This window comes from Rhodobacteraceae bacterium S2214, assembly GCA_025141675.1.
GTDB lineage: Bacteria > Pseudomonadota > Alphaproteobacteria > Rhodobacterales > Rhodobacteraceae > Yoonia.
Genome location: CP081161.1, coordinates 600,729 through 626,579, shown reverse-complemented (window position 1 = coordinate 626,579; position 25,851 = coordinate 600,729). Strand labels below are relative to the sequence as shown.

Sequence of the window (25,851 nt, the reverse complement as noted above, 5' to 3'; positions counted from 1 at the left end):
CGACGCTTTAGTTTTCAGTGCCTTCAATGATCGCAATGACCTTTTCGTAAAGCTGTTGAGCCGGCAAACCGCGGGCTGAGTATTCTTCGATCCACGCCTGCGCCGCAGGTGTCGCAACCTCGTCTTTGATTGACGCAATGATATCGTCGCGCAATGTCAGCACCGCAATTTCGTTTTCCGCCAATGCCGGACCCCACGCGTCCATTGTGGCCCCTTCGTAATACGCAACATAATGATCAAGCGCCTCATCCACGGATGACATCAACGCATCACGGTGCGCTTCGTTCAGGGCGCTCAACGCCTTCGTGTTCACCACAACCGGGCAATTCACAGTTCCGGGGTTCAAATTGCTGGTCCACCATGACCCCTGATCAACGGTGCCAAATGCCATATGGGCATGCGGTGCAAAACTGACGGCGCGAACTTCACCGGATGCCATAGCCGCTTGAACTTCCGGCGCCGGAATGGACACCAATTCACCGCCGAGCGCTTCAATCGCTTTGCCGACACCGCCCGTTGCGCGGACGGTTAATCCAGTGAAATCGGACAGGGAAGACGGCAGGTTTCCAGCGCCCATGATATTGTATTGTGGCAACGGCGACGGCATCAAAAGGGTCGCGTTCCAGCGTGACATATCGATTTGGGTGATCGGGTCACGATAAACAGCCAACGAAAGCGCGATCTCCTGTTCGAGCGATGTCACCCCCAAAAACGGCAGTTCAAGCACTGTGATCGTTGGGTTCTTTTCCGGATGATATCCTGCGCAGAACTGCGCCATTTCAAAGCTACCCTTTGAAATTCCATCCAAATTTTCGCGACTAGGCGCCAAGCCACCGTAGGAAATATTCAGCCTAAATTCGTTGTTCGTCTTCTCGGCAACCAGTTCAGCCAACTTTTCGACGTGCTCAGTAAAGGCACGACGTTCCCCCCACAGCGAAACGTCCCATTCGGCGGCTCCTGCGATTTGTGTACTCACGCAAAGGATCGTGGCGGCTGTCGCGATTAGGCTTCTGGTCATATTGTATCTCCTCCCAGCATTATCTATTTTCTGCTCAAAAAAGAGGCTATAGCAGCGCCACCATCGCATTCATGAAGAAATCCGCGCACCAATTGCCTGCCAGACTGCGAAATTCCGCAGGTTGTCTTCGCTTTTCTCGGAATTCTGCACTTGCAGCATCTGGACGTAACGCTAAGTAAGCTAAAACTGCATAAGGACCGACATGACCGACATTTTCGATCTTGCCGCCGCGAACCTGATTTCGCCAATTATTCTTAGCTTTGCGCTTGGTCTTGCTGCAGCACTTGCCCGATCCGACCTGACGATCCCCGAAGCCGTGGCCAAAGGCATGTCGATCTACCTTTTGTTCGCCATCGGCTTCAAAGGTGGCGCATCGGTTGCAGCCCACGGTGTGGATGGCACGCTGTTGTCGGCAGTCGCGGCGGGTATCGTTCTGTCGTTCGGCTTGCCATTCATCGCCTTTGCCCTGCTGAAAATATTGACCCGACTGGATGCGACTGACGCCGCCGCCGTCGCCGCGCACTACGGGTCAATTTCGATCGTGACCTTTGTGGCCGCTACATCCGTCCTTGAAGGCAAAATGATCGCCGCTGAAGGTTACATGGTCGCCGTCGCCGCCGCGATGGAAGCACCGGCGATCCTGTCCGCCTTGTGGTTGGTCGCCCGTTCCGGATCAGGCGGCAAAATGGCGCCCGGATTGATGCGGGAAATCATGCTGAACGGGTCCATTGTCTTGCTCGTCGGTGCCTTCGCAATCGGCGCGGTGACGGGCGAAAAAGGCTTGGCTGAAATTGAGTCCTTTATCGTGAACCCATTCAAAGGCGTGCTGTGCCTGTTCTTGCTCGACATGGGCCTGATCGCGGGGCGCGGACTGCGCCAAGCCAAAGGGGTCGTGACACTACCGATGGTCGCCTTCGGCATCGCCATGCCGCTTGTCGGTAGCATCGCCGGACTGGCACTGGGAATGTTGATTGGCCTGTCGCTGGGTGGGATCGTTCTGATGATGGTGCTTGCCGCCTCTGCCAGCTATATCGCCGTGCCTGCCGCGATGCGGGTGGCGTTGCCACAAGCGAATCCGGCAGTGTACCTGACACTGTCGCTCGGGGTAACGTTCCCGTTCAACCTGACACTCGGCATTCCGATCTACCTCGCGATTGCCCAAGCCATGACTGGAGCCTGATATGGAAATGCACGACGCAAAACGGGTGTCTATCGTCATCGAAGCCCCACTGGAAAGCCGCCTAACCGACGCTTTAAACACAGCAGGGGTGACGGGCTACACGATCATGCCAGTGATCGGTGGATCAGGCCGATCCGGACAGTGGACCCGCGACGGCCAAGTCGGCAGATCGGGCATGGTGAACGTGGTGTGCCTGATTAAACCAGAACGGCTGGACGGCCTGCTCGAAGCCGCATTCGCAGTGGTTGAACCCCATATCGGCGTGGTGTCCGTGACTGACGCGCAAGTGCTACGCGCAGAACGGTTCTGATACGCAATCGGGCCGCGCAATATGCACGGCCCGTTCGCTATGTTCAAAATCATTAGGTTACATTCTTAAGCGCCTATAGACCGCCAGTCACAAACGGGTGCTGGTCCACGTAGGTTTCGTCAGACCGGTACATCAGGCGGTTTTCCAACGACCGTAGATCGGCAAGGTAGGCATTAACCGCTTCGTTCGCTGGGATACCCAAATCTGTCGCGGCTTGGGTCCAAGCATTCAAATCCGTCAAAGAACTCAACCAAAGGTCATCAAGCAAAGCTTTATCTGCTTTTGCAAAGTTCAGACCAAGGTCCAACATCCGCGACCGGAAAGAGTTGTCGAAATCATCCCATGCGGCAGACCGATGGGCCAGCGCTTCGCCCGATACTTCGCGGATCGCAGCCTGATCTTCAGCCGAAATTTGCGCCCATGCGTCGTTTGACATCACAACCGAAAACGTTGGCGTATACAGGCCGTTATCAACTTCCATCACTGAAACGGTCGATTCTTCGTTCCAGATGCCAAGCGCGATCGCAGCACCGTGTGCCAAAAAGAACGTCGGATCATTGTCGTGGGTCGCTTCATAGGTCGCAGTCCAATCCGCGACTTCAGCCCGCATCGCGGCTGGACCACGTGTATCAAGCCCGTCAAAATACGGGATCGCATAATCGTTTTTCGCAGCTATGCCTTCACCAGCGACAACCGGCATGCTTTCGTCACGCCAGATATGAGCAGCTGGCGAGGCGATGAAGCCAAGCAGCTCTGCTTCAGGGAAATAGTCAGCTTTCGCCAAATAATCCTCGTGCAACCGCCACATAGAAACAGCGGTCTGTTCGGCGGAGCCACCGAACATCGGCTCCATCGACAATTGCAGCAACGGGTGGCTGTCTGCCAAATGTGAATTCAGGGCATATGTCGCATCCACCGCACCGCTTGTGACCAGATCAAGCTGGGCTGCATGATCACGGTTCATGACTTCTGGATCAACGAAGGTCACACGCCCTTCGGTCACCTCTGCAATTTCAGCGAGATAGGCATCAACAATTCCGCTGTTAATGATGAATGGCGGGGCGGATGCTTTGTTAAAGGTAAAGATCAACTGATCTTCGACAGCCGCCACAACGGTTCCATCATCAGACAGACACGGCACCATGAAATTCTGACCAATATAGATCATATCAGGGTTTGCACCGATGGTATCGACGTTTGCGGTGTAGATTGGTTGATACAACAGCGACCCGTAGGCCCGCAGACTAATACCGCTTAGGGTATCACCACTGACAACTGTATAGGTCTGGCCACATGCGATATCGATTGCGTTGCTTTGGGTGGCGGCCGAAATCGAAGACGGCAAAGCAATTGCGCAGACAACTGCGCCTTTTATAAAATTATTCATTTGGAACCTCTAGAACTTAACGCGCCGCGGTAAAAAACGACGTTTACAAAATCAGAAGACCAAATCAATTTGTCGAAACAATGGCGCAATTTAATATCATTGTGCGCATTTCGAAACTAAAAGAAAAAGGGTAGCTCCCCTCGGGAACCACCCTTTTCTACTTCACACCGCCCCTCACATCGACGCAGATCACATAAGCGTCCAGCGAAGCAGGCCCCCGCCAAGGGCATCGGTGTTCAGCAAACGGGTGCTGGCCTCAAACAAGGCCAGCAACACGATCAGGATCAATCAAGGTACGTAACCGGAAGTTCGGACTGCGGACCACAGCGTACAGGCAAACCAGGTGCGGTACGGGAATATTCACGGCTAATGCCGGTGTAATGCGGACAGCCGTCCACAAGGCTTGTCATTTTGGTCGAAACAGTTTGACTGCTTGTCCCCATGCAGGCTGTTGTGGACAAAAGAGCGATTGCGGCAAAAGTAATTTTGAACATGGTTCTTCCTTTTTGGTGAACGTCTGTTTTGAGATTTGTAGTATAATTCTGGTGTTAGGCAGTCCGTGCGCCATTCGGAACACGGTGGGAAACGATCAACCGCAATAGCGGTGTGATTTGGTACTCTGTATGAGACACAACGCACTTGATTGCGCGGCTGGTACGAGACACAGGTCCGTTAACGTTTTGCGCTTTTTGTGCTGGCTTCTTTTCGTCGGCACGGTCTTGCATGATATCATCAGCACTACGCGTCAGTCGGTCTAAAAAGTCGCCTTCAATCTCAGGAAAAGGAGTGGCAGCTCCTTTGCTTATCGTCAGTTTCATTTCATCGCCCCCAGTTGCGGATTGATTAATTAATCTCGCAAAACGAAAGTGAATTTCATGGGAAGTGACTTTTCTATTTCCCCGGACGTAACGTAAAAATGAGAAAAAAACCGTAAAATCAATACGAAGGCAATTTTGAAAAAAACTTAGAAATAGACAGTTTTCGCCAGAATCGCCCAATTTTCGTTAACTTTTGTCCGCAAAATGAGCGCACATCGGCCTCAAAATTGCATCGAATCGAAACAGAATCGATTAGATTCCCGATACTGTTTATCTTTCTTGCTTAATGCAAAAAGTTAACAAAACTGGGCTGTTGCCGAATTGGAAGCAATGACAATATTTCGCCATAATAGTTAACGCATTTCGATGTATGATACCTTTTCACTAATTCGTTAATATTTTATTAACATGAAATTAACTAAATCAATTGATACAGCCAACGAAAAGGCGGCTGCTTAATTGCACACCGCCTCTTCGCTTTTAAATTCATAACAGGCTTCACATATTCGGAAAATAGTCTTCGCAATTCCCTTCGCGATACACATCCGCCGTACAGCAGTGCAGACCGCCCCCAAAAGCGTAGGCATCGCGCAATTCGACTTCGACAACTTCCATACCCAGCTTGTCCATTTGTTCAGCTTGGTAGACCTCTGATTTCTCAACACAGACCGTTTTCGGATCGAGCACCAGCACGTTCATTGAAAGCCACGTTGATGAATAGCATAGCGGCGGCGGCGTATTATGCGCGGGCTGTGCCGCATCGTGGATTTCCCAACCATTCTTTTCAAACATGGCCCGCTGATCGTCTGGCAAACGACGCTGCGGGTTGTTCAGGATCAATCCTGGGCGCAGCGGCGTAAAAGTCGCGTCGATATGGATCGGATAAGGATCACCGGGGAAATTAACAGTATGCACACGGTGATCAGGGAAATGACGCCGCAGCCATTCGATGCCTTTCAGGTTCGTTGTGAACCCGTGCTGCACAACCAGATCGCGGCCAAATCGCAGCACGTCAGCGGCGTCGAACAGCGGTTCTTCCTCGGTGGTGACAAAGAACTTCTCAGCGGCCCATTGCAGGCGCTTTGCGTTGCCAATCTTATCGCTCAGATAATCGGGATGATAATCCGCATCCGTCAAACGCGGCTTTGGCGCGCTTTCATGACGGAAATTCGGGTCTTCATTGAAATATTGCTGCATCAGCGGGCGATAGTTCAGGTATTCGAACCAGCGGCAGCGATACGACATCGTCGCCTCTAGCATTTCAGACCCGACCGTCAGCAGCACGTCACGCGGCGGCATACAGCCAAACTGGCTATCCGTGTGGAAGTCAGGCGTCGTCGCGGGCAATGAATGATCAATGCTCGTCGGACGATCCACACGAATACCACGGGCCTGCAATTGGGCCGCAAAAATATCGAGCAGTTCATTCGCCCGATCAATCGTGTCCTGCGGACGGCGCCCCCATTGACCGCGCATGTCACTGTCTTCGGGGACCTTCGCATCAAGGGCTGGTTCTTCCGGCGGAATATGGCAATCATCAGCGCGGCCAACGATCACATGCTTCAATGGATCCCATTCGTTCCAGCTATTGACGACAGTCTTTTGCATCTTGTTCTCCCAAACATTTCAAAAATGGGTAGTCACAAAATTTTTGCCTGACAAGCGTTAGAAAAAAGCGCGCCGTAGCAGGTTAATCCCCATCAGCAGGAAGACCCACAAAATGACCTGCCGGAACTTTTGGGGGTCCATACGCCTGCGGATCGCCTCGCCGATTGTGAAACCAATCAACGTGGGCACAATCATCATGATCGACATCGGGGCAGTTTCCCCGTTCAGCAATCCGGTTTGCCAAAAACCCACGATCAACGGAACCGTCCCGATCAGGATCAAAACGCCAGCGGCACGCACAAATTCCTCGGCCTCCACGCGGCGGGCAATCAGATACGTCACCAACGGCGGCGACCAAATGCTCGTGAAGCCACCCAGCACACCAGCAGCGATCCCCGTGATCACCTGACCAAGCCCGTTACGATTATCCGGCAACGCAGGCGGGGTACGGGCAAGGCTGGTGACTGCAAAAATCACAATAGCGACGCCAATCACACCGATCAGAAAATCAGGGGGCACCTTGGCCGTGAAAAAGGTCGTGATCATCAGGGATACGACCATAAACGCGACCAGCACCTTGTACCGGCGCAACGTATCTAGCCCGACGCCCGTACGGTACACCTGCCAGATATTCGCGACCAGCATAGGGAACACGACGACGGCAATCGCAAAATGGGGCTGGCTGAACTGGCTCATGATGCCAATCGACACCGTCGGCATCCCGATCCCGACCAGCCCCTTCACAGACCCCGCAAAGATAAAAATGACCGCAATCATCAAGGCAAACTGATCAACTGCGAACATCTGGGCTGGGCTTTCATGAACGGGTCAACCGGACCTTAGGCGCAATCCACTAGCGGTCCAAGCGGGAAAGGAAGGCTAAGCCGCTGGTTGTGTTTCGCAGGTACGGCGGCCATATCTAAACTGCGGAGGACGGCATGAGCGACCAAGACGACATCAAAGAAGCAGAGCGGCGGATCAGAGAAGCGATTGAGACGGGGGCGGATACGCTGGACCTGTCCGGCCTCAAGGGTTTCGCATCGCTGTCCGAATTGAACGCGGACATCACAACAGCAACTTCTTTAACATACTTAAATCTTTCCGAAACGGCGATCAACGATCTCTCGACCATCAGGAGGTTGACAGCGATCCGCAGACTAAACCTTCGCAAAACACAGATTGCCGATATTTCAGACATCACAGGAATGTCGGGGATCATGACACTCGACTTAGACCAAACAGCGATCTCCGATCTCGCACCCCTCGCTGGGATGAAAAATGTCACAACGGTCTACCTTAATGAAACACAAGTCACTGACCTTTCTCCAATCGCAGGGATGACGTGGATCGAGACGCTTCACTTCGCAGATACACAAATCAAAGATATTTCGCCAATCGTAGGGATGATCGGGATGACGTGGCTCGACATCAGCGGCTCACAGGTTGTCGATTTACGTCCATTGCGCTCGCTTAAAAGACTTATCGAAGCTCCCGAACTCGACGGCCTAACCCTGCGGGAATGCAAAGCCTGCGACCTTGACTCCCGAATTGCGGAGATTGCAGAGATCAAAGACAACAGCGAACGCGCCCGCACATTGTTTGATTACCTCGAAGATTGGGTGCTGCCGGGTGAAACGTCTAGCAATACTGAAAGCAAGCTCCCTGAACGAAAGCCAGCCCCGCTTGAGGTGCTCGTTTCAGAAACACTGGTAACACGAGCAAACAGCAAAGGGCTCCCCCGAAACGATGCTAACGAGCTCGCGAAACTTGGTTGGGAGGCTTTAAAGGAATACCGCACCGACTTTGCTGCTGATTTCAATCCATCCAATTATGCACCACTTCCCCGTCGATTAGAAGCATTCGACCGCGCCATGGGTTATGAATACGATCCAAAGAACGTCATCCGTATTGGGGTTCAGGCGCAACGGCTTGTGCGGCTCGCGGAAAATACCGAATTTGTTCAGAATCTACCAACCGGTGCTGCAGATGACATGCGCGACTTTGCAGCGGCTTTGCTCGTCTATGTGGAACGCTTCCCCGATTGGGTTACCTACAATGCCGAACCCGCGCCGACGTCGACAGTTAGCCAAGACGCTAACACAGCGGCGTTTGTGCAGGTCGCCGACGTTCTGGAAACGACTGATGGCGTCGATAAAGACGTCGCGGACGAATACCGCGCGGAGGTTGATCAGGTCCAACTCCCTGACTCAGGCGAAGTTGAAGTCAAAGCCGTTTCGTCATCAACCCGCGAACTGTCCTTAGGGCTTGCCGAACATACTGAGGAACAGCAACGCCAAATTAGAAAACGAAACAATGAACTTGCGAAGTCTGGTGGTGACTTCCTTGAAGGTGCCGTGAAAGGCCCAGTGGGCGTCCCGATCTTCTTGATAAAGCGCCTAGGGCAGCCATTAAGTGAACTAGGTGATCGCGGCCAAGCCGGGCTTGGATGGTTTTCGAGATGGTATCGTTTAACCTTTGGCGAAAAACCAAACGACGACGGTCCGAAGGACTCTTAGCGCAAGGCAAATGCCCCAAACAAAAAGGGCCCCGCATCACTGCGAGGCCTTTTCTACAATCTCTCAGGAAATTTAGCCCTTCTTCAGGCACTCGCGTCCCAGCAGCTCTGCGATCTGGACCGCGTTCAATGCAGCACCTTTGCGCAGGTTGTCAGATACGCACCACAGGTTCAGGCCGTTGTCGATTGTGCTGTCCTGACGGATGCGCGAAATGAACGTCGCGAAATCGCCGACGCATTCGATTGGCGTCACGTAGCCGCCGTCTTCGCGTTTATCGATGACCATGATGCCCGGTGCTTCGCGCAGGATATCGCGGGCTTCGTCTTCGTCGAGGAATTCTTCAAACTCGATATTGATCGATTCTGAATGGCCAACGAACACAGGCACGCGCACGCAGGTCGCCGTCACCTTGATGTTCTTGTCGACGATTTTCTTCGTCTCGACGACCATCTTCCACTCTTCTTTCGTGGTGCCGTCTTCCATGAACACGTCGATGTGCGGGATCACGTTGAACGCGATCTGCTTGGTGAACACGTCTTGGGTCTTGTTGTCCGTCGGGTTGTAGATCGACTTTGTCTCGTCCCACAGCGCATCAATCGCAGCTTTACCACCGCCAGACACGGACTGGTACGTGGACACAACAACGCGTTTGATCTTCGCACGGTCATGCAAAGGCTTCAGCGCCACAACCATCTGTGCGGTCGAACAATTCGGGTTCGCGATGATGTTCTTGTTTTTGTAGTCGTGCACGGCCTCTGGATTCACCTCTGGCACGATCAGCGGAATGTCCGGATCGTAGCGGTACAGAGACGAGTTATCGATGACCACGCAGCCCGCTTTCGCAGCTACTGGTGCGTATTTCTTTGTCGCTTCAGAACCGACAGCGAACAACGCCATGTCCCAGCCCGTGAAGTCAAACGTATCAAGGTCTTTCGTCTTCAGGGTTTTGTCGCCAAATGACACTTCCGTGCCCAGCGATTTACGGCTGGCCAGTACTTCAATTGCATCCACAGGGAACTGACGTTCCGCGAGGATATTGAGCATTTCGTGACCCACATTGCCTGTGGCGCCAACGATGACGATTTTGTAACCCATTGATCCTATCCTTGGTTAAACCGACGCCCCTTTACCGCGCAGGTCCAGCAAAAGAAAGGGGGATCACTAATCCGTGCGATCGGTCACGAAGAAATAAGCGATCAAGCCACACAAGACTGTCACAAGGAAGAACGCAAAGATCAGGCCGTATGCGGTGGTAAAGCCACCCGCCATGCCGACACCATAGGTATGCAGCGGCGCAGTCGCGAATTGCGCAACGCCAACACCGCCGATGCTAAACAGGTTGACCAGTGTCACACCGCGCCCTGTCAGGTGGGCAGGAAAGAACGCCTTGGAATGGGCAACCAGCAGCGGGAACGTGCTGCCGCCAAACCCGATAGCTGCCAACAGCGCCGCGGATACCCAAACACCGGGATCGGGGACGATTGACAGGATCAGAAGCGACACAACGCTCAGCGTATTGCCCGCAATGATGACCCATTTGCGGGTTCGAAATAGCCGTTCTAACGGCCCGTATGCAAAACTTGCCGCGATCATGGCAAGGCCCATCACAAAGGTCACTTGCCCGATCAGACTGACATCTGCCCCATAAACATCGCGCAGATAAGGGCCAGCCCATAGACCGCGCAGACCAGCCGCCGGTGCGTAGTTCACGAACATCAGCGCATAAAGCGGCCAAAGCTGCGGCATCTTCAGCAGATCAAACACCGACCCTCGATGTTCGGTTTCAACCGTTGGCGGGTTCTTGACCGTGACCCAGATCAGCACAGCCACCAATAGCGACACGATACCAAGCCCCTGCATCGTTTCGCGCCAACCGTAGGTCGTGACCGCCCACGCCATCGGCGACGCGCCCGCCAGATTGCCAAGCGACCCGATCCCGATTGTCGCACCCGCCAATGTCGCAAAGACAGCTGGCGAATAAGTGCGCGCAAAAATGAAATAACTGGCCATCAAAACAGGCGCACAGCCAAGGCCGATCAGACCCATCGCAATAATCACATGGATCGGGCTTTGGGCCATCGCAAAAACAAACGCGCCCCCGCCCGCGCCCAGCGCGAACATCACAACAGCCGTCAATTTTGGCCCGACACGATCCAGCGCGACGCCAATCGGAATCTGCATCGCCGCAAAGACGAGGAACCAAACACCGGATGCGGCGGCAAGATCATCTGGCATCGCGCCGATATCGACCTGCAGATCAGGTGCCAGAACCGCCAAAAACGCGCGGTAAAACTGGGACAGGCCGTACGCCAGCACCAATACTGCAATGCCTAACTTCATAACAACGCAACTCCGATAGTGCGATCCACGGCCAGCGCAGGTGATGAAAGAACCGGAATGCCAAGATCGCGCAATGCAGGCTCCGCAACACGCATCGACGCTTGCCCCAAGACAACGCAATCATGGCCAGCAGCAACGGCGCGAATGGAGCTGGCAATCGCATCGGCGAACCCCGCCATATCGCCTGCTTCGAAAAAGGCCCACGCGCCATCGCAAAGGTGGACGGTCGGGGTTAGATTTGCGCCCGCCTCCATCAACAGGTCAAGCGATGCGGCACGTGTGCTTTCCAGACAAAGCGCCAATAGCGGCTTTGGACCAACGCCCGCAGCCACGTTCATAACAGGCCGATCAATTCGCACCACTTTCGGATTGCCAAGCTGATCTACCAGCGGACCCAGCGTCGAACAGGTGCACAGGATCGCGTCCGCTTCATCCAGTGCCGCGACCGCGTTCATGAACGGTTCTTCGACCATCGCGATGCCGCCAACTTGGGCCTGCGCCAAAAGATCGTCGCGGACCACATGAATGAGCTGAGCATCGGGCGCTTTGTCAGCGAACAAATCGGTAAATGTTGCGACATGAACCTGCGCGGTGTGAAGACAAGCAATACGCATTTTGGTGACCCTCCCTCAGGCAGGTGATGTCTGACATGCAGCGCGATGGGCAACAAGAGGCGGAAACGCTGGACACATGTTTCTGTCAGGATAAGCTGACAGTATGATCGAAACTCCGTCCTTCGCTGACCCTGCCCCACGCAACTTATGCACCGACTGTGGCGTGTCCCGCATGAAGGACCCAAGCGCGTGTGGCACCGCTTGCCAATTCATCAAACCCACATATCCGTTGGCTGAGACACAGACACACGGACGATCTGCGATGTCGTCAGGGGACGAGGTTTTCTTTGGGGTAACTCAGAAAATGTATCGCGCCGCCCTGAAGAACCCGCGCCAAGGCGCACAATGGACCGGCCTGACAACGCGGCTCGCCGAACGGTTGCTCGAAACCGGAACAGTTGATGCGGTGCTTTGCATGGTGCCCGATCCTGACGATCGCTGGAAACCGCAACCCGCGCTGATTACGCAAGCCGCGAACATGGCACAAGCGCGCGGGATGCGTATGGGCTACGCGCCGCTTCTTGCGCTGCTCGAACCGGCAATTGCAGCAGGGCACACACGGATCGCCGTGATCGGAATACCCTGTCAGATCTATGCGTTGCGTGCGGTTGAGGCAAAGCTGGGGTTCGACCGCATTTATGTCATAGGCACCCCTTGTTCGGACAACACAACAACCGCGAATTTCCATGACTTTCTTGGCAGGCTAACGGATCAACCCGACACCGTCACATATCTGGAATTCAAAGCAGACTACCATGTTGAATTGCGTTTTACCGATGGCACCATCCGCAACATTCCTTTCCTACAGCTGCCCCTGTCCGATCTGCCCCGCGACTTTTTCCCGCTGACCTGCAAGACCTGTGTCGATTATACAAACCGGCTGTCGGATATCACGGTGGGATATATGGCCGGAATGGGCGACCAATGGGTGATCGTCCGCAACGATCGTGGTGCGGAAATGCTAGCCGGATTGGGCAACGAGGTATCGCTGACGGCGCCCAGTTCCAAAGGCAATCGTACATCGTCCGTCAAAGGTTTTTTAGAGAACACCAAATTAGCGGCAGGTGGATTGCCGTTGCGACGCATGCCCAATTGGTTGCGCCCCATTATGGGGGTCTTGATGCCGTTACTGGGGCCAAAGGGGCTCGAATTTGCCAAAGCACGTTTGGACATGAAAGCCGTCGAAACGATCCTGCATTTGCGTCGCGAAGAGCCGGCCAAAATGAAGAACATGGTCCCCGACCACGTATGGAAACTTGCCGCGAAATATGGCCTGACGCGGTCCGACGACGAAAAATGATGACAGCGCCCTAAAACGGGAACCGAGTCGCACACACACCCCGCACAGAATGATTTGCGAATCCCTCAAGAGACGTTTCTCCGCTTCTTTGAAACAAAAATATCAATCTTAACTTAGCATTTTCAACGCTTTGATCGAATTATTGCACCCATTAATGCAACCGGTTGCAAAATGAAAATCCCATGCCTACAGTGGTGATACGAAATCCGGGGGAGTCCTTTTCAGATGTTGCCAATGGCGCTCAATCACATGACGGTTCCGACATTGTCGGCGCAGGACGTGCTTGGACTGGCGGCCGCATTGGGCTGCGTGGGCGTCGAATTTCGCAATGATTTGAACCGTCCGCTCTTCGAAGGCACATCAGCGCACCACATCAAAGATTTGGCGACGGACATGCAGATCGACATTCTTGCTTTGGCTGAGGTGAAAGCGTTCAACGACGCGCCCGAAACCAAGGTAGCCGCCGCAAAAAACCTTATGGAAACGGCGCAGGCGTGTGGCGCACATGGTGTCGCATTGATCCCAGCCGTAGCTAGCGGCATCGTTGATCGCACTCAGCAGCGGGACGCGTTGCGGAACGCGCTACACATCTTTCAACCGATGCTGACCGATATGAACCTGATCGGGTTCATCGAACCGCTTGGATTTGAGACCAGCACGCTACGGCACAAGGATGATGTGGCACTTGTTCTGGCTGAAATGGGGAATCCGACCTGTTTCAAGATCGTCCATGATACGTTCCACCATCATTTGTCAGGTGATACCGCTTTTCACGCTAACCTCACCGGATTGGTTCATATCTCCGGCATCACTGATCCTATCCCAAAAACGCAAGACATGACGGATACCTACCGCGTTTTGGTTGATACCGAAGATCGGCTTGGCAACGTCATTCAATTGAAAGCCTTACGGTCACAAGGCTACGCAGGGGCCGCATCATTTGAATGCTTCGCTCCAGATATTCACGCCATGACAGACCCCGCCACAGCGCTGGCAAAGTCTATCGCATTCATCACCTCAAACCTTTCGGCGCAAGCCGCATGAGGGGGGATGAACTCAACGCCCTGAACTACAGGGCCCCGGTTTTTGAATCATGTGCGCCGGGCACATTCCTTGGGAGGAAAACAATGAAAAAAGTACTTTTGGCCGCTGGCCTGACAACCCTGATGGGCACGACAGCGATTGCTGAAATGCAGATCGGTGTGTCCGTTGCACGTTTCGACGACAACGGCCTGACAGTGATGCGGAACGGCATGACAGCATTTGACGAAGCAAGCGACGACGTTGCATTGCAGGTTGAAGACGCGACTGATGATGTGGCCAAGCAGCTTGACCAGATCAACAACTTCATCGCGTCCGGCGTTGATGCGATCATCGTGAACGCAGTTGACACGAACGCAACTGAAGCGATGTCCAACGCAGCAGCGTCTGCGGGCGTTCCACTGGTTTATGTGAACCGCCAGCCGATCAACATGGACACACTGCCAGATGGTCAGGCGTTCGTGGCATCTAACGAAATCGAATCCGGCACATTGGCCGCGTTCCAAATGTGCCGTCAGCTGCGCGCTGAAGGCAAAGCAGGCGGTGCAGCTGCATATGTTCTGGTTGGCCAGCTGTCCAACCAAGCTGCTGTTCAGCGGACCAAAGATTTCCATGACGTGATCGGCATGGACATGTGTAACTTCATCACAATCGTGGATGAGCAGACAGCAAACTGGTCCCGCGACGAAGCCAACGACCTGATGACAAACTGGATCTCTTCCGGTGATGAATTCGATGCTGTCTTCGGCAACAACGATGAAATGGCACTGGGCGCGATCCAAGCGATGAAAGCCGCTGGCATTTCCATGGACGACGTTGTCGTTGGTGGTGTTGACGCGACATCCGACGCGCTGCTGGCGATGTCCGCTGGCGACATGGACGTTACAGTTTTCCAAGACCTTGCAGGTCAAGGCGCTGGTTCCATCGAAACAGCTATGGCGCTGGCCAATGGCGAAGAAGTCGACAAGACGGTCTTCATCCCATTCAAACTGGTGACACCTGAAAATCTGGCTGACTTTCAGTAAGTTTAATCGACTTACAACGGCCAAAATGACCATGTGGGGCGGCCCGGCGCTGCCCCACATCAAACGACCACCCACCTACATTTTTAAGGGGAGCTGACAGATGTCAGACAATAGCGACGGGACAGGCGGCCTGACCTTCGACAAATCCAAACGGCAATGGCCAAATGAGCTGAACGTTTTCGGCGCCCTGATCTTGATTATCATTATCTTCGAAGTGCTGGGCCAAGTGCTCCCTTATATGAACGGTCAAAGCCTGTTGTTTGATACACGCGACCGTTTTGACACTATTTTCAACGAACAACGCTTGCGGATCATCATCGTCCAAGTGGCCATCATCGGCATTATCGCCCTTGGTGTGACCCAAGTGATCATCACGGCTGGCATTGACCTGTCATCCGGATCTGTCGTTGGTGCAACGGCCATGATCGCGATGAGCTTCGCACAGGTCGCCGAAGTCAACGGCGCACCAAATCCAAAGGCCATCTTTGGCGAATGGGCGCTTGATTTGCCATGGTTGATCCCCGTCATGGTGGGGCTTGGCGTCGGGCTGATTGCGGGGTGCATCAACGGCCTTCTCGTGGCCTTTGCCCGCATCCCCCCATTCATCGCAACGCTTGGTATGATGCTGTTTGCACGCGGCGTGGCGCAGTGGTGGTCGCGCGGCAACCCTGTGTCTTTCCCGACAGAAAGCTACGCAAAGATCGGCGCTGGCATGATGCCCGTGATTATCTTCCTATCGCTAGCTGTGCTCTTCCACTTCATCATGAACTACACTGTCTACGGCAAACACACCTACGCGATTGGATCAAACGAACAAGCCGCGCGCATGTCCGGTATCAACGTCCCACGCCATCTGGTGCTGGTCTATATCATCGCTGGTATGTTGGCTGGTTTGGCGGCTGTCATCCTGACGTCCAAGAACCTGACAGCGCAATCCGGCATGGGGCTAACCTATGAACTCGAAGCGATTGCGATGGCCGTGATCGGCGGCGTGTCCTTGTTCGGGGGGCGTGGGTCGATCATCGGTACAGTGATTGGTGCGCTGATTATCGGTGTGATTACATCCGGCTTTACGTTCCTGAAACTCGGGGCCTTCTACCAAGAAATGGTACTGGGCATGATCATCGTCAGTGCGGTTGCACTGGACCAATGGCAACAACAACGCGCCGCGTCGCGGGCATAAGACGGGAGGACCTGAACAATGTCAGATTACATTCTGGAAACCAAAGGGCTGACCAAACACTACGGTGGTGTGCATGCCTTGGAAGACGCCGATTTTCAACTGAAACGCGGTGAACACGTGGCGATCATGGGCGATAACGGAGCGGGTAAATCCACCTTCGTGCGTCAGATCACCGGGGTTGAACAACGCACGCGGGGTGAGGTCATCTTTGACGGCCAACCCGTCAGCTTTGCAGGGCCATTGGATGCGCGCGAGGCGGGGATCGAAACCGTGTTCCAAACGCTGGCATTGGCCGATGACCTGAACGTGCCAGACAACCTGTTCCTTGGCCGTGAAAAGACGAAGTTCGACTGGCTCGGCCCGTTCCGTCTGCTGGACTACAAAGCGATGAAAGAAGACACGATGAAGGGGCTGGTGAAAACCGGCGTAAAGATCCCCAACATCAAAAATACCATCGCCAACATGTCTGGTGGTCAGCGTCAATGTGTGGCGATTGCCCGCACAGCGACGTTCGCATCCAAGCTAACGATCATGGACGAACCAACGGCTGCCTTGGGTGTTCAAGAAACGGCTCAGGTGGAAAACATCGTTCGCACGCTCAAGGAACAGGGCGAAAGCCTGATCCTTGTGTCGCACAACATGCGGCAGGTGTTTGACCTTGTGGACCGGATCATCGTATTCCGCCGTGGCCGCATCTGCGCCAACCTGAACGTCAAAGAGACGGACGGTAACGATGTGGTGTCCTATATCACGGGTGCTAAGACCGGCGCCGAATACGAAGGCGTCGCCTGATGAAACTTTTTGATCTCGCCCACCCGTTTTTCAAACCTGTTTGGGTACGGGTGGCCGTGGTCATCGTTTGTTTTGTCTGGGGACTGGTTGAGATCGCGGGCGGGAATACCTTTTGGGCGATATTCTTTATCGGACTTTCGGTCATCTGCGGCCAGCGATTTGCAACAATCGACTATGCGGCCATCGCAGACCCCGCTAAAGAACCTCGTCAGAACGATTAAGTGGTTAAAGGGGGTTCCAAATGGCAGTCACGCTGAAAGACGTCGCAGAACGCGCCGGTGTTTCACGCTCTGCCGTGTCACGGACCTATACCGAAGGGGCATCGGTTTCACCCAAGACCCGTAAGAAGATCGAAAAGGCCGCCGCTGATTTGGGATATAGCCCCAATGCGCTGGCCTCTTCGTTGACCACCGGACGAACCAAGATGATCGGCCTGGTGTCCAACAACTTTCATAACCCCATCTTTCTAGAGGTGTTCGACCTGTTCACCCGTGGCTTACAGGATCGCGGCTTGCGCCCTTTGCTGGTGAACCTGACCGATGAAACCGACGCTGAAAATTCGGTGCGGATGTTGCGCCAATATTCGGTAGACGGTGTGATCGTCGCGTCCTCCACCCTGCCCGCCTCTTTCGCAGAGGCATTTCGCGCAGCTGGCGTTCCCGTCGTCCATTCCTTTGGCCGCCATGCGGTCAGCCCGAAGGTCAATGTCATTGGGATCAACAACATCTCTGCAGGCCGACTGGCGGCAAAGACGTTGGTCGCGCGTGGCTACAAACGTGTTGGTTTCTTAGGCGGTCCACGGTCCGCAACATCGACCCAAGACCGCGAAAAAGGTTTTGTTACCGAACTGGCCACCGCGTCCGATGTGGCTGTCACAACAAGTGCAGCAACAGCCTATTCTTTTGACGCAGGTCGGGCCGAAATGCAGCGTTTGCTGGCAGAAGGCGCCCCGGCCGAGGCATATTTTTGCGGCGATGACGTGCTGTCGATTGGGGCCTTATCCGCAATCGAAGACGCTGGATTACGGGTGCCCGAGGACATTGGCATCATCGGCCTGAATGACATGGAAATGGCCAGTTGGGAAAACATCAACCTGACGACGATCCACAACCCGTTGAAAGACATCATCGCCAAGTCGATCGAGCTTGTCGCCGCCATTGTGGATGACACGACGATAACACCAAAGGCCCATTTGTTTGACTGCTCTGTGATCGAACGTGGGACCCTGCGTCCTTTGCCGTAAGGCGAAACCGCGCCGATAGACCCGATCCGTGGTTGATTTGGCCCTATCAGTTGGGTCTAACAGGTCCGAACAATTTGATAGGCTTTAAGATGTTGAAAACACGTATCCTTGCGACTGTCGCCGTTGTCGTAATCTCTGCCAACCAAGCGTTGGCATGCACACCTGCGGACGTTCAGGCAAAGCAGGGCGATCTGATTGCTGCTGTGCAAACGTTGATGGCGGTGGATCCAGGCAAGGCCCAAGCGCTTGTCGCGCAAATGCAAACAGAACTGGAAGCCGCAGCAGCGGCTGGGGATGAAGCCGCTGTATGCGAAATGATGGATCGGCTGACGGCGGAAGCAGCCGGATAACGAATTTTCCAGAAAATTCGATATGGGGGCCAGCCCCCAAACCCCCGGGATATTTATGACCAAAAGAAAGAGGGCCCGTCATTTGCACGGGCCCTTTTGTTTAGCGGAACATTGGCGGGCGTGCGTCGAGCCATTGGCCGTCTGCTTTGCCTGATTCCGCGACTGCGACAACGGCTGCCATCGACCGCAGGCCGTCTTCGGCGCGGGGGTACAGATTTGCCGCTGCATCCATCACACGTCCTTCTTTGCGTGCGCTGATTGCTTCGGCCAAGTCTTTGTAAATATTGGCGAAAGCCAGCGGCATGCCTTCGGCGTGACCGATGGTGACGCGGGTTGTGCGATCTGCCTCTGGCGACAGGTTTGCTTCACCCCGCTCGATGATTTGCAAGCGTTCGCCAAGCGGCATGTAGTACAGTTGGTTCGGCTGTTCTTGTGACCAACGCAGGCCACCAGTTTCGCCAAAGACTTGGATGCCGAGCCCGTGCTGCCGACCAATCGCGATGGAGCTGGTCCAAAGGCGGCCTACTGCACCCCCATCCATGCGGAAATTGACCATCGCGTCGTCTTCGAGAGTCCGCACAGGAATTGCGGATACGATATCTGCCGAGAGTTTCGTGACCTCCTGCCCTGTGACAAACGACGCCATGTGCATTGCGTGGATGCCGCAATCTGCGAATTGTGCTGAAACGCCTGCTTGTGCCGGATCATACCGCCAGCGCACGCGGGGATTATCGGCGTCCGTCGCATCAGCATGGTGCCCATGTGCAAATTCCGCGTTAACGACCCGCACCGCACCGATGTCGCCGCGTGCGATCATGGCTTTCATGTGCCGCACGAGTGAGTAGCCGGAGTAACCATAGTTCACCGCGCAAATGTTGCCGGTTTTACTAGCGATTTCGACAATGGCTTCGCCTTCTTCGACCGTCATTGTCATTGGTTTTTCGCAAAGAACGTGAAACCCGCCTTCGAGGTAAGCCTTTGTAATCTCGTAATGAGTCGCATTTGGCGTTGCCACTGTCACAAGATCAACGCGATCATCGCCACGCTTTTTCTCGCCTTCTAACATGTCCTGCCACGACCCGTAGGCGCGATCACCCAGACCAAGGCGTTTCCCGTATTCGATGCCTTCGTCAGGCCGGTGATCAAGTGCGCCAGCCGTAAAGTCGAACAGCCCGTCGAGCCCCGCGCCAAGCCGGTGTGCTGGTCCGATTTGCGACCCTTCGCCGCCGCCGATCATGCCCCATTTGAGTTTTGTCATCTGTGTATTCCTTACCAAAAATCAGCTTGTGACTTGCGTGCACAAGGCGTGCACGACCCGTGCACTGCCGTTGCAGCCTTAAAAGCCGATAGATTCGAGATATTTGCGGTTGGATTCGGCGTCCTCTAGCGGGGTGCCGGGCATGGATGGATCGCAGTCTTGTTCGACGGTGCACCAGCCGGTGAAGCCGTTGTCGAGAAGCACCTGACGCACGGCTGGGAAATCGACGTCGCCTTCGCCCAAATTACAGAAAATGCCCTGACCGCAGGCTTTGTAAAAATCGGTGCGGTTTTTGACCACGTCGGCCTTCACCACGGGATCGATGTCTTTGAAGTGCATGTAGCTGATGCGGTTGATGTGTTTCTTCATGAACGCAACCGGATCAAAACCAGCATAGGAATGGTGGCCCGTGTCGAAGCAGATTTTGAGGATGCTTTCGTCCACTTCGGACAGCAGGCGTTCCAGTTCTGGTTCAAAATCGATGAAGCCGCCCGCGTGTGCGTGGATGCCGACGGTCAGCCCGTATTCTTCGGCCCCCATTTTCGCCACCGCGACGATCCGGTCACGGAAAGTGGCCCATTCGGCGTCATCCATTTGTTCGGCTTCGTCAGCACGGCCTGCTGTTGGTGCGCGACGTGGCGAGATGCTGTCGATCAGCACGAGGTGTTTTGCGCCGTGTGCTTTCAACGCTTCGCAGGTCCGGCGCGCTGCATCCATGACCACGTCCCATTTGTCCGCGTCATGGAACGGCTGGAACACAACGCCGCCGATGATGCTGAGGCCCCGTTTTGCGAGGGCTGGTGCCAAGACTGCAGGGTCTTCCGGCATGTAGCCGATTGGCCCGAGTTCGATGCCTGAGTAGCCCGCCGCTGCACATTGGTCCAAAACCGATTCCCATGTGGGGTATGCCGGATCAGACGGAAATTCGATGCCCCAAGAACAGGGCGCGTTGCCGATGGTGATTGTCATGACAGGTGCTTTCTTCAGAAGTCGTTGACGTTGAGCCATGTCTTGGCCTGCGAGGATGCAAGCGACGCAGCTACGATTTGATTGACCTCCATCCCGTCGCGGAATGTGGGCCAGATGTTTTCGCCGGTGTGGATTGCCGTCAGGAAATCCTTGGCTTCGATGATGATTTGATCCTGATAGCCCGTCCCGTGCCCCGGTCCGAGGCAGAAGGGTTTGTAATCGGGGTGCGCGGGACCTGTCAGGATTTTGGTAAAGCCGCGTTGCGCGTCAAGTCCGTCCATTTTGTAGAGGTGGATCGCGTTCTGGTCTTCGCCGTCGAAATAAATCGCGCCTTTGGTCCCTGTGATTTCGTACTTGTACCCCATCTTGCGGCCCGTCGCCGTGCGGCTGACGTAGATATTGCCAAGCACACCGGATGCGAATCGGCACATGATTTGCGCGTGGTCATCATTGGTCACGGTGCCCCCGGGACGGGTTGGGATCACGGTTTCGACCTCTGCTATCAGTTTTTCGATCGGGCCCATCAGGCGCAGTGCGCAATTGATCGGATGCGGGGATAGATCCCCCATACAACCGTTTGCAATGCCGTCCGTTCGCCATGTCGCGGGTTCCTGCGGGTCGGCCATGAAATCTTCGGTATGTTCGCCGCGGAAACTGGTGATGTCGCCGATGACACCTTCGTCCAGTAATTGCTTTGCGTATTGGCTAGCGGGGGTGCGGATGTAGTTGAAACCGCTCATGTTAATCGCCCCTGCCTTTTCGGCAGCGGCCACCATCGCGCGGCTATCTGCGACGTCGCGGCCCAGCGGCTTTTCGCAGAACACGGGCTTGCCGACGCTGAAGGCCAGCTCAGCGATTTCGCGGTGCGTGGACTGGGGGGAGGCGATCACGATTGCCTCTACCTTTTCGTCCAGCACAAGCGTCTTCCAATCGGACGTACCGCGCTGAAATCCGTAAGCATTTCTGTATTTCTCGGCGGATGCATCATTGGTCGCACAGACCATTTCAAGCCGTGGGCGCAGCGCTGTATCGAACAAGGCGCCAACGGCAGAATGCGCCACAGCATGCGCTTTGCCCATGTAGCCGCCGCCCACGATCCCAATGCCAATCTGCTTCATTGCTTGTCCAATCAATTTACGGTTTGCAACCGGTTGCAAAATGAGTAACCTAAGATTCGAATGACCGTCAATGGGCGAAACGCATGACCACGAAAAACAAAACTGTGACGCTGACCACAGCCCAAGCCATCATCCGCTGGCTTGCGAACCAATATATTGAAATTGATGGGGTTGAGACCCGTGTTTGTGGCGGGGGCTTTGGCATTTTTGGCCATGGCAACGTCACCTGTCTGGGTGAGGCGTTGTATAATCATCGCGACGAACTGCCCGTATATCGTGGTCAGAACGAACAAGGGATGGGATTCGCGGCGGCGGCTTATGCGAAGTATCACAAGCGGCGTCGGTTTATGTTTGCGTCAGCTTCGGCTGGTCCAGGTACAGCGAACCTGCTGACCTCTGCTGCGTTGGCGCACGCGAACCGCTTGCCGATGTTGATGCTGTGTGGTGATGCGTTTTTGACCCGCCTGCCCGATCCGGTTCTCCAGCAGTTAGAGCATTTCGGCAATCCGACGTTGGGTGTGAACGATGCTTTCAAGGCCGTATCGCGGTTCTGGGATCGCATCACGCATCCGGCCCAAGTGATCAATTCCCTGCCTGCTGCGTTGAACACGATGCTGGACCCTACGGATTGCGGGCCTGCGTTTATCGGCCTGCCGCAAGATGTGCAGGGTTGGACGTATGATTATCCTGAAAGCTTCTTTGACAAGCGCGTGCACCGCATTCGCCGCCAAGCCCCTGATATGGAAGAGGTTGTCGATGCGATGGCCCTGCTGAAAACGGCTAAACGTCCGATGATTATTGCAGGCGGTGGTGTCCAGTATTCTGGTGCTGTGGCAGAATTGACCGCCTTTGCGGAGGCTACAGGTATTCCTGTGGTTGAGACCATCGCGGGCCGCGCGAATATGACCAACGATCACCCGCTGAACTGCGGGCCGATTGGGGTCACGGGGTCGGATTCGGCGAATAGTATTGCTGAGAAGGCTGATGTGATCCTCGCCGTTGGGACTCGTTTACAGGATTTCACCACCGGATCGTGGACGGCGTTTGCCCATGACGCAAAGATCGTGGGGATCAACGTTGGTCGCCATGATGCCGCAAAGCATATGTCGCTGACTGTGGTTGGCGATGCCGCGATTTGCCTCGCGTCGATGGATACCGATTATAAGGCCCCTGCGGATTGGACCGCTTTTGCCCAAGACGAGCGCAAAAAGTGGGACGCCTATGTCGCCGAGAACTGCAAACCGGGGAACCGCCCGAATTCCTATGCGCAAGCCATCGGCGTCGTGAATGATCTGATGGACCCGCGTGACCGTGTGGTTGCGGCGGCTGGTGGACTTCCTGCGGAAGTCACGGCGAACTGGAAAACGCTGGATATCGGGACTGTCGATGTTGAATTCGGCTTTTCCTGTATGGGCTACGAGATCGCCGGTGGCTGGGGTGCGCGCATCGCGCAGGCCGAGAATGAACCGGACGCAGATACCGTCGTCTTCACAGGTGACGGATCCTATATGCTGATGAATTCGGACATCTATTCCGCCGTGCTGACTGGCAAAAAGATGATCATTTGCGTGCTGGATAACGGCGGTTTTGCCGTCATCAACAAGCTGCAAAACAACACTGGCAACGAGAGTTTCAACAACCTGATTGCGGATACACCGACGGCTGTGAACCAAGTTGGGGTGGATTTCGAAGCGCACGCCCGCGCGATGGGCGCCAATGCGGAAACCGTATCGAACGCGGCCGAATTGGGCGAGGCATTCAAACGCGCGAAAGAGGCGACAAACACCAGCGTCATCGTGATGAACGTCGATCCATACGAAGGCTGGACGACCGAAGGCCATGCGTGGTGGGAAGTCGGAACGCCGCACATCACGACCTCTGACAAGGTCCGCGATGCCCATGTCGATTGGGAATCCTCGCGTCCGAAACAGCGGAAGGGCGTGTGATGCTGCGTTTTACGGCTGAAACTGCTGAACCTGATACAATCGTTGATGCCCTTCTGAATGGCGACGGTGTTGTCGCGATCAAGGGTCTTTTTGACGATGCGGATATAGCTGAAGCGCGCCGGATTATTATGGCGCATTCTGAAAACGACGCCGACAAGACCACGCATTTTCAAGGGGCTGCGGCAGATGATGGCAAATTGAACTTGCAACGCAGGGTCTGGAATTTGCTGGCGAAAGGCGAGGTATTTTCGCGGATGGCCGCCCATCCGGTGTTGATGGATATCCTGCGCAAGTTTCTGGGGACAGAGTTCATCATGGGCTCTATCGCGGCCAACCGCATCTTGCCCGGTGGTCCCGGCCAAGAGCCGCATGTCGATTACCCCTATTGGGATTTTTACAACGCTGACAGCCATCCGATTGGGCTCAACGGGTCGTTTCCGATGAATGCGCAGGTGTCGATTATTCTTGATCCGTTTACCGAGCAAAGCGGTGCCACGGGCTATGTGCCCGGATCGCAAAAGGAGCTGCGCTATCCGACAGAGGCCGACAATTTCTACGATAAATGCGAGCAGATGACCGGCGATGTCGGTGATGTCGTCTTGTTTTACGGTGTGATGTGGCACTGTGCGATGCCGAACAATGCGGATCACGATCGGAACGCCGTTTTGATTAACTACCTGCCCAAGTTCGTGAAACCACTTGAGGATATGCCCGCCGCCCTGCCGCAAGAGTTCCTTGATGCGGCATGCCCTGACATGCGCCAGTTGCTTGGCATGAATTACCCTTACCCTAAGATTTTGGACGCCGATGCGGGCGGGAATGCGGAAGGTCGCAAGTGAACGATGTGATTGAAGGCATTCGGAAAAACGACTTTGTCGTTGTGGGTCGCGTGGGGCTTGATCTGTTTCCGACCGAGGTTGGGATCGGCATAGAAGAGGCCACGGCATTCACCAAAGATATGGGTGGATCATCCGCCAATATCGCGGCGGGCATCGTGAAGCTGGGCGGCAAAGCTGCGTTGGTCACATCTGTGTCTGATGACGCGGTTGGGCGCACCTGCCAGACAATGTTGCGCGATAAATACGGCGTCGATGATACCTACGTGAAGACCGTCGGCGGGGAGGCACGCAATTCGCTGGCTTTGTACGAAAGCCGGATCGCGGGGCATCAGTCGGTGATTTACCGCAATGGCGCGGCTGACTTTGAAATGACCGAGGATGATGTTCGCGCGGTTGATTACCAACGCTTTGGCGCGTTGGTGACTGCGGGCACGGTGTTCGCCGCCGAACCGTCTCGCACAGCAGCCTTCACCGCGTTCGATCTGGCGCGCAAGGCCGGTTTGCCGATTATCTTTGACGTGGATTACCGCCCCTATAGCTGGCCATCGCCACAAGTCGCAGCCGATGTGCTGTCCCGTGCCGGTGCTTTGTCGGACGTGATCGTCGGCAATGACGAAGAATTCGGGTTTATGGCTGGTGGGATTGAAAAAGGGCTGGATAAGGCCCGCGAATTAGCAGCCAACACGGCCAGCATTGTGGTCTACAAAATGGGCGAACATGGCGCCGTGACGATCACCAAAGACGGTGAATTGCGCACGGGCATCTACAACGTCACGGCGCTGAAACCGACAGGGGCCGGTGATAGTTTTATGGCGGGCATGCTGTCGTCCATCGCCGATGGATACGATCTGGAAGACGCCGTTTTGCGCGGTTCTGCTTGTGCGGCCATCGTCGTCGGCAAGCCGGGTTGCGCGCCTGCGATGCCTTACCCCGCTGACCTTACAGAATTTTTGAACACTCACCCCGGCGCATCTGTGCCGCGCGACGAAGGATAGA

General features: G+C 54.9%; 26 protein-coding genes. 14 read left to right on the top strand and 12 right to left on the bottom strand.

Annotated elements, in window-relative coordinates; all coding sequences use genetic code 11:
* Window positions 1–7: 7 nt before the first annotated feature.
* A complete protein-coding gene (locus K3729_02955) occupies window positions 8–1,018 on the bottom strand; it encodes a C4-dicarboxylate ABC transporter substrate-binding protein (protein UWQ99775.1) in 1,011 nt (336 codons plus the stop codon).
* 202 nt (window positions 1,019–1,220) lie between these two features.
* Here K3729_02955 and K3729_02950 point away from each other — a divergent pair, with 202 nt between their 5' ends.
* Both K3729_02950 and K3729_02945 read left to right on the top strand, forming a co-directional pair.
* Window positions 1,221–2,198, top strand: coding sequence for a sodium-dependent bicarbonate transport family permease (locus tag K3729_02950; GenBank protein UWQ99774.1), 978 nt, complete (start codon window positions 1,221–1,223; stop codon window positions 2,196–2,198).
* A 1-nt stretch (window position 2,199) separates the two neighbouring features.
* A complete protein-coding gene (locus K3729_02945; GenBank protein ID UWQ99773.1) occupies window positions 2,200–2,508 on the top strand; it encodes a transcriptional regulator in 309 nt (102 codons plus the stop codon).
* A gap of 73 nt (window positions 2,509–2,581) precedes the next feature.
* On the opposite strand, the gene K3729_02940 is transcribed toward K3729_02945, so the two are convergent.
* The 5 genes from K3729_02940 to K3729_02920 all read right to left on the bottom strand — a co-directional run bounded on the left by K3729_02940 (window position 2,582) and on the right by K3729_02920 (window position 7,125).
* Entirely contained in the window at window positions 2,582–3,895 is a 1,314-nt protein-coding gene (locus K3729_02940; GenBank protein ID UWQ99772.1) for a LysM peptidoglycan-binding domain-containing protein, read from the bottom strand.
* A 284-nt stretch (window positions 3,896–4,179) separates the two neighbouring features.
* On the bottom strand, window positions 4,180–4,389 hold the full coding sequence (locus tag K3729_02935) for a hypothetical protein (GenBank protein UWQ99771.1): 210 nt from the start codon (window positions 4,387–4,389) through the stop codon (window positions 4,180–4,182).
* Between the two features lie 54 nt (window positions 4,390–4,443).
* Window positions 4,444–4,893 (bottom strand): hypothetical protein, encoded by a 450-nt coding sequence (locus tag K3729_02930; protein UWQ99770.1) that lies wholly within the window; start codon window positions 4,891–4,893, stop codon window positions 4,444–4,446.
* A 318-nt stretch (window positions 4,894–5,211) separates the two neighbouring features.
* Window positions 5,212–6,321: a serine/threonine protein kinase gene (locus tag K3729_02925; protein UWQ99769.1), complete on the bottom strand. Its 1,110-nt coding sequence runs from the start codon at window positions 6,319–6,321 to the stop codon at window positions 5,212–5,214.
* 57 nt (window positions 6,322–6,378) lie between these two features.
* Window positions 6,379–7,125, bottom strand: coding sequence for a sulfite exporter TauE/SafE family protein (locus K3729_02920; protein UWQ99768.1), 747 nt, complete (start codon window positions 7,123–7,125; stop codon window positions 6,379–6,381).
* 134 nt (window positions 7,126–7,259) lie between these two features.
* On the opposite strand from K3729_02920, the gene K3729_02915 reads away from it, so the two are divergent.
* Window positions 7,260–8,837 carry a hypothetical protein gene (locus tag K3729_02915; protein ID UWQ99767.1) on the top strand — a complete coding sequence of 526 codons (1,578 nt, stop codon included), beginning with the start codon at window positions 7,260–7,262 and terminating at the stop codon, window positions 8,835–8,837.
* Between the two features lie 72 nt (window positions 8,838–8,909).
* On the opposite strand, the gene K3729_02910 is transcribed toward K3729_02915, so the two are convergent.
* The 3 genes from K3729_02910 to K3729_02900 all read right to left on the bottom strand — a co-directional run bounded on the left by K3729_02910 (window position 8,910) and on the right by K3729_02900 (window position 11,791).
* Window positions 8,910–9,932, bottom strand: a complete 1,023-nt coding sequence (locus K3729_02910; GenBank protein UWQ99766.1) for an aspartate-semialdehyde dehydrogenase — start codon at window positions 9,930–9,932, stop codon at window positions 8,910–8,912.
* Window positions 9,933–9,998: 66 nt separating this feature from the next.
* Window positions 9,999–11,177, bottom strand: coding sequence for an MFS transporter (locus K3729_02905; GenBank protein ID UWQ99765.1), 1,179 nt, complete (start codon window positions 11,175–11,177; stop codon window positions 9,999–10,001).
* On the bottom strand, window positions 11,174–11,791 hold the full coding sequence (locus K3729_02900; protein ID UWQ99764.1) for an aspartate/glutamate racemase family protein: 618 nt from the start codon (window positions 11,789–11,791) through the stop codon (window positions 11,174–11,176). Before K3729_02900 ends, K3729_02905 begins: the two co-directional genes overlap by 4 nt.
* A gap of 103 nt (window positions 11,792–11,894) precedes the next feature.
* On the opposite strand from K3729_02900, the gene K3729_02895 reads away from it, so the two are divergent.
* From K3729_02895 to K3729_02860, 8 genes are all read left to right on the top strand, one after another.
* Window positions 11,895–13,091, top strand: a complete 1,197-nt coding sequence (locus tag K3729_02895) for a Coenzyme F420 hydrogenase/dehydrogenase, beta subunit C-terminal domain (GenBank protein ID UWQ99763.1) — start codon at window positions 11,895–11,897, stop codon at window positions 13,089–13,091.
* A gap of 234 nt (window positions 13,092–13,325) precedes the next feature.
* Window positions 13,326–14,135: a TIM barrel protein gene (locus K3729_02890; protein ID UWQ99762.1), complete on the top strand. Its 810-nt coding sequence runs from the start codon at window positions 13,326–13,328 to the stop codon at window positions 14,133–14,135.
* Window positions 14,136–14,218: 83 nt separating this feature from the next.
* A complete protein-coding gene (locus K3729_02885) occupies window positions 14,219–15,157 on the top strand; it encodes a sugar ABC transporter substrate-binding protein (GenBank protein ID UWQ99761.1) in 939 nt (312 codons plus the stop codon).
* A 100-nt stretch (window positions 15,158–15,257) separates the two neighbouring features.
* A complete protein-coding gene (locus K3729_02880; GenBank protein UWQ99760.1) occupies window positions 15,258–16,340 on the top strand; it encodes an ABC transporter permease in 1,083 nt (360 codons plus the stop codon).
* 18 nt (window positions 16,341–16,358) lie between these two features.
* Window positions 16,359–17,132, top strand: a complete 774-nt coding sequence (locus K3729_02875) for an ATP-binding cassette domain-containing protein (GenBank protein UWQ99759.1) — start codon at window positions 16,359–16,361, stop codon at window positions 17,130–17,132.
* Entirely contained in the window at window positions 17,132–17,353 is a 222-nt protein-coding gene (locus K3729_02870) for a hypothetical protein (protein UWQ99758.1), read from the top strand. Before K3729_02875 ends, K3729_02870 begins: the two co-directional genes overlap by 1 nt.
* A 20-nt stretch (window positions 17,354–17,373) precedes the next feature.
* Window positions 17,374–18,375, top strand: coding sequence for a LacI family DNA-binding transcriptional regulator (locus K3729_02865; protein UWQ99757.1), 1,002 nt, complete (start codon window positions 17,374–17,376; stop codon window positions 18,373–18,375).
* An 89-nt stretch (window positions 18,376–18,464) separates the two neighbouring features.
* Window positions 18,465–18,725, top strand: a complete 261-nt coding sequence (locus K3729_02860; protein ID UWQ99756.1) for a hypothetical protein — start codon at window positions 18,465–18,467, stop codon at window positions 18,723–18,725.
* 100 nt (window positions 18,726–18,825) lie between these two features.
* Here K3729_02860 and K3729_02855 read toward each other — a convergent pair whose 3' ends face one another.
* The 3 genes from K3729_02855 to K3729_02845 form a co-directional block, all read right to left on the bottom strand.
* A complete protein-coding gene (locus tag K3729_02855) occupies window positions 18,826–19,983 on the bottom strand; it encodes a Gfo/Idh/MocA family oxidoreductase (protein ID UWQ99755.1) in 1,158 nt (385 codons plus the stop codon).
* Between the two features lie 78 nt (window positions 19,984–20,061).
* Window positions 20,062–20,952 (bottom strand): sugar phosphate isomerase/epimerase, encoded by an 891-nt coding sequence (locus tag K3729_02850; protein ID UWR00915.1) that lies wholly within the window; start codon window positions 20,950–20,952, stop codon window positions 20,062–20,064.
* Window positions 20,953–20,966: 14 nt separating this feature from the next.
* Window positions 20,967–22,070: a Gfo/Idh/MocA family oxidoreductase gene (locus tag K3729_02845; GenBank protein ID UWQ99754.1), complete on the bottom strand. Its 1,104-nt coding sequence runs from the start codon at window positions 22,068–22,070 to the stop codon at window positions 20,967–20,969.
* A gap of 83 nt (window positions 22,071–22,153) precedes the next feature.
* Here K3729_02845 and iolD point away from each other — a divergent pair, with 83 nt between their 5' ends.
* The 3 genes from iolD to iolC are packed head-to-tail and all read left to right on the top strand — an operon-like array spanning window position 22,154 to window position 25,850.
* Window positions 22,154–24,016 carry a 3D-(3,5/4)-trihydroxycyclohexane-1,2-dione acylhydrolase (decyclizing) gene (gene iolD / locus K3729_02840; GenBank protein ID UWQ99753.1) on the top strand — a complete coding sequence of 621 codons (1,863 nt, stop codon included), beginning with the start codon at window positions 22,154–22,156 and terminating at the stop codon, window positions 24,014–24,016.
* Window positions 24,016–24,855 (top strand): phytanoyl-CoA dioxygenase family protein, encoded by an 840-nt coding sequence (locus K3729_02835; GenBank protein UWQ99752.1) that lies wholly within the window; start codon window positions 24,016–24,018, stop codon window positions 24,853–24,855. The genes iolD and K3729_02835 overlap by 1 nt, the downstream gene beginning before the upstream one ends.
* Window positions 24,852–25,850, top strand: a complete 999-nt coding sequence (gene iolC, locus K3729_02830; protein UWQ99751.1) for a 5-dehydro-2-deoxygluconokinase — start codon at window positions 24,852–24,854, stop codon at window positions 25,848–25,850. The genes K3729_02835 and iolC overlap by 4 nt, the downstream gene beginning before the upstream one ends.
* Window position 25,851: the final 1 nt, after the last annotated feature.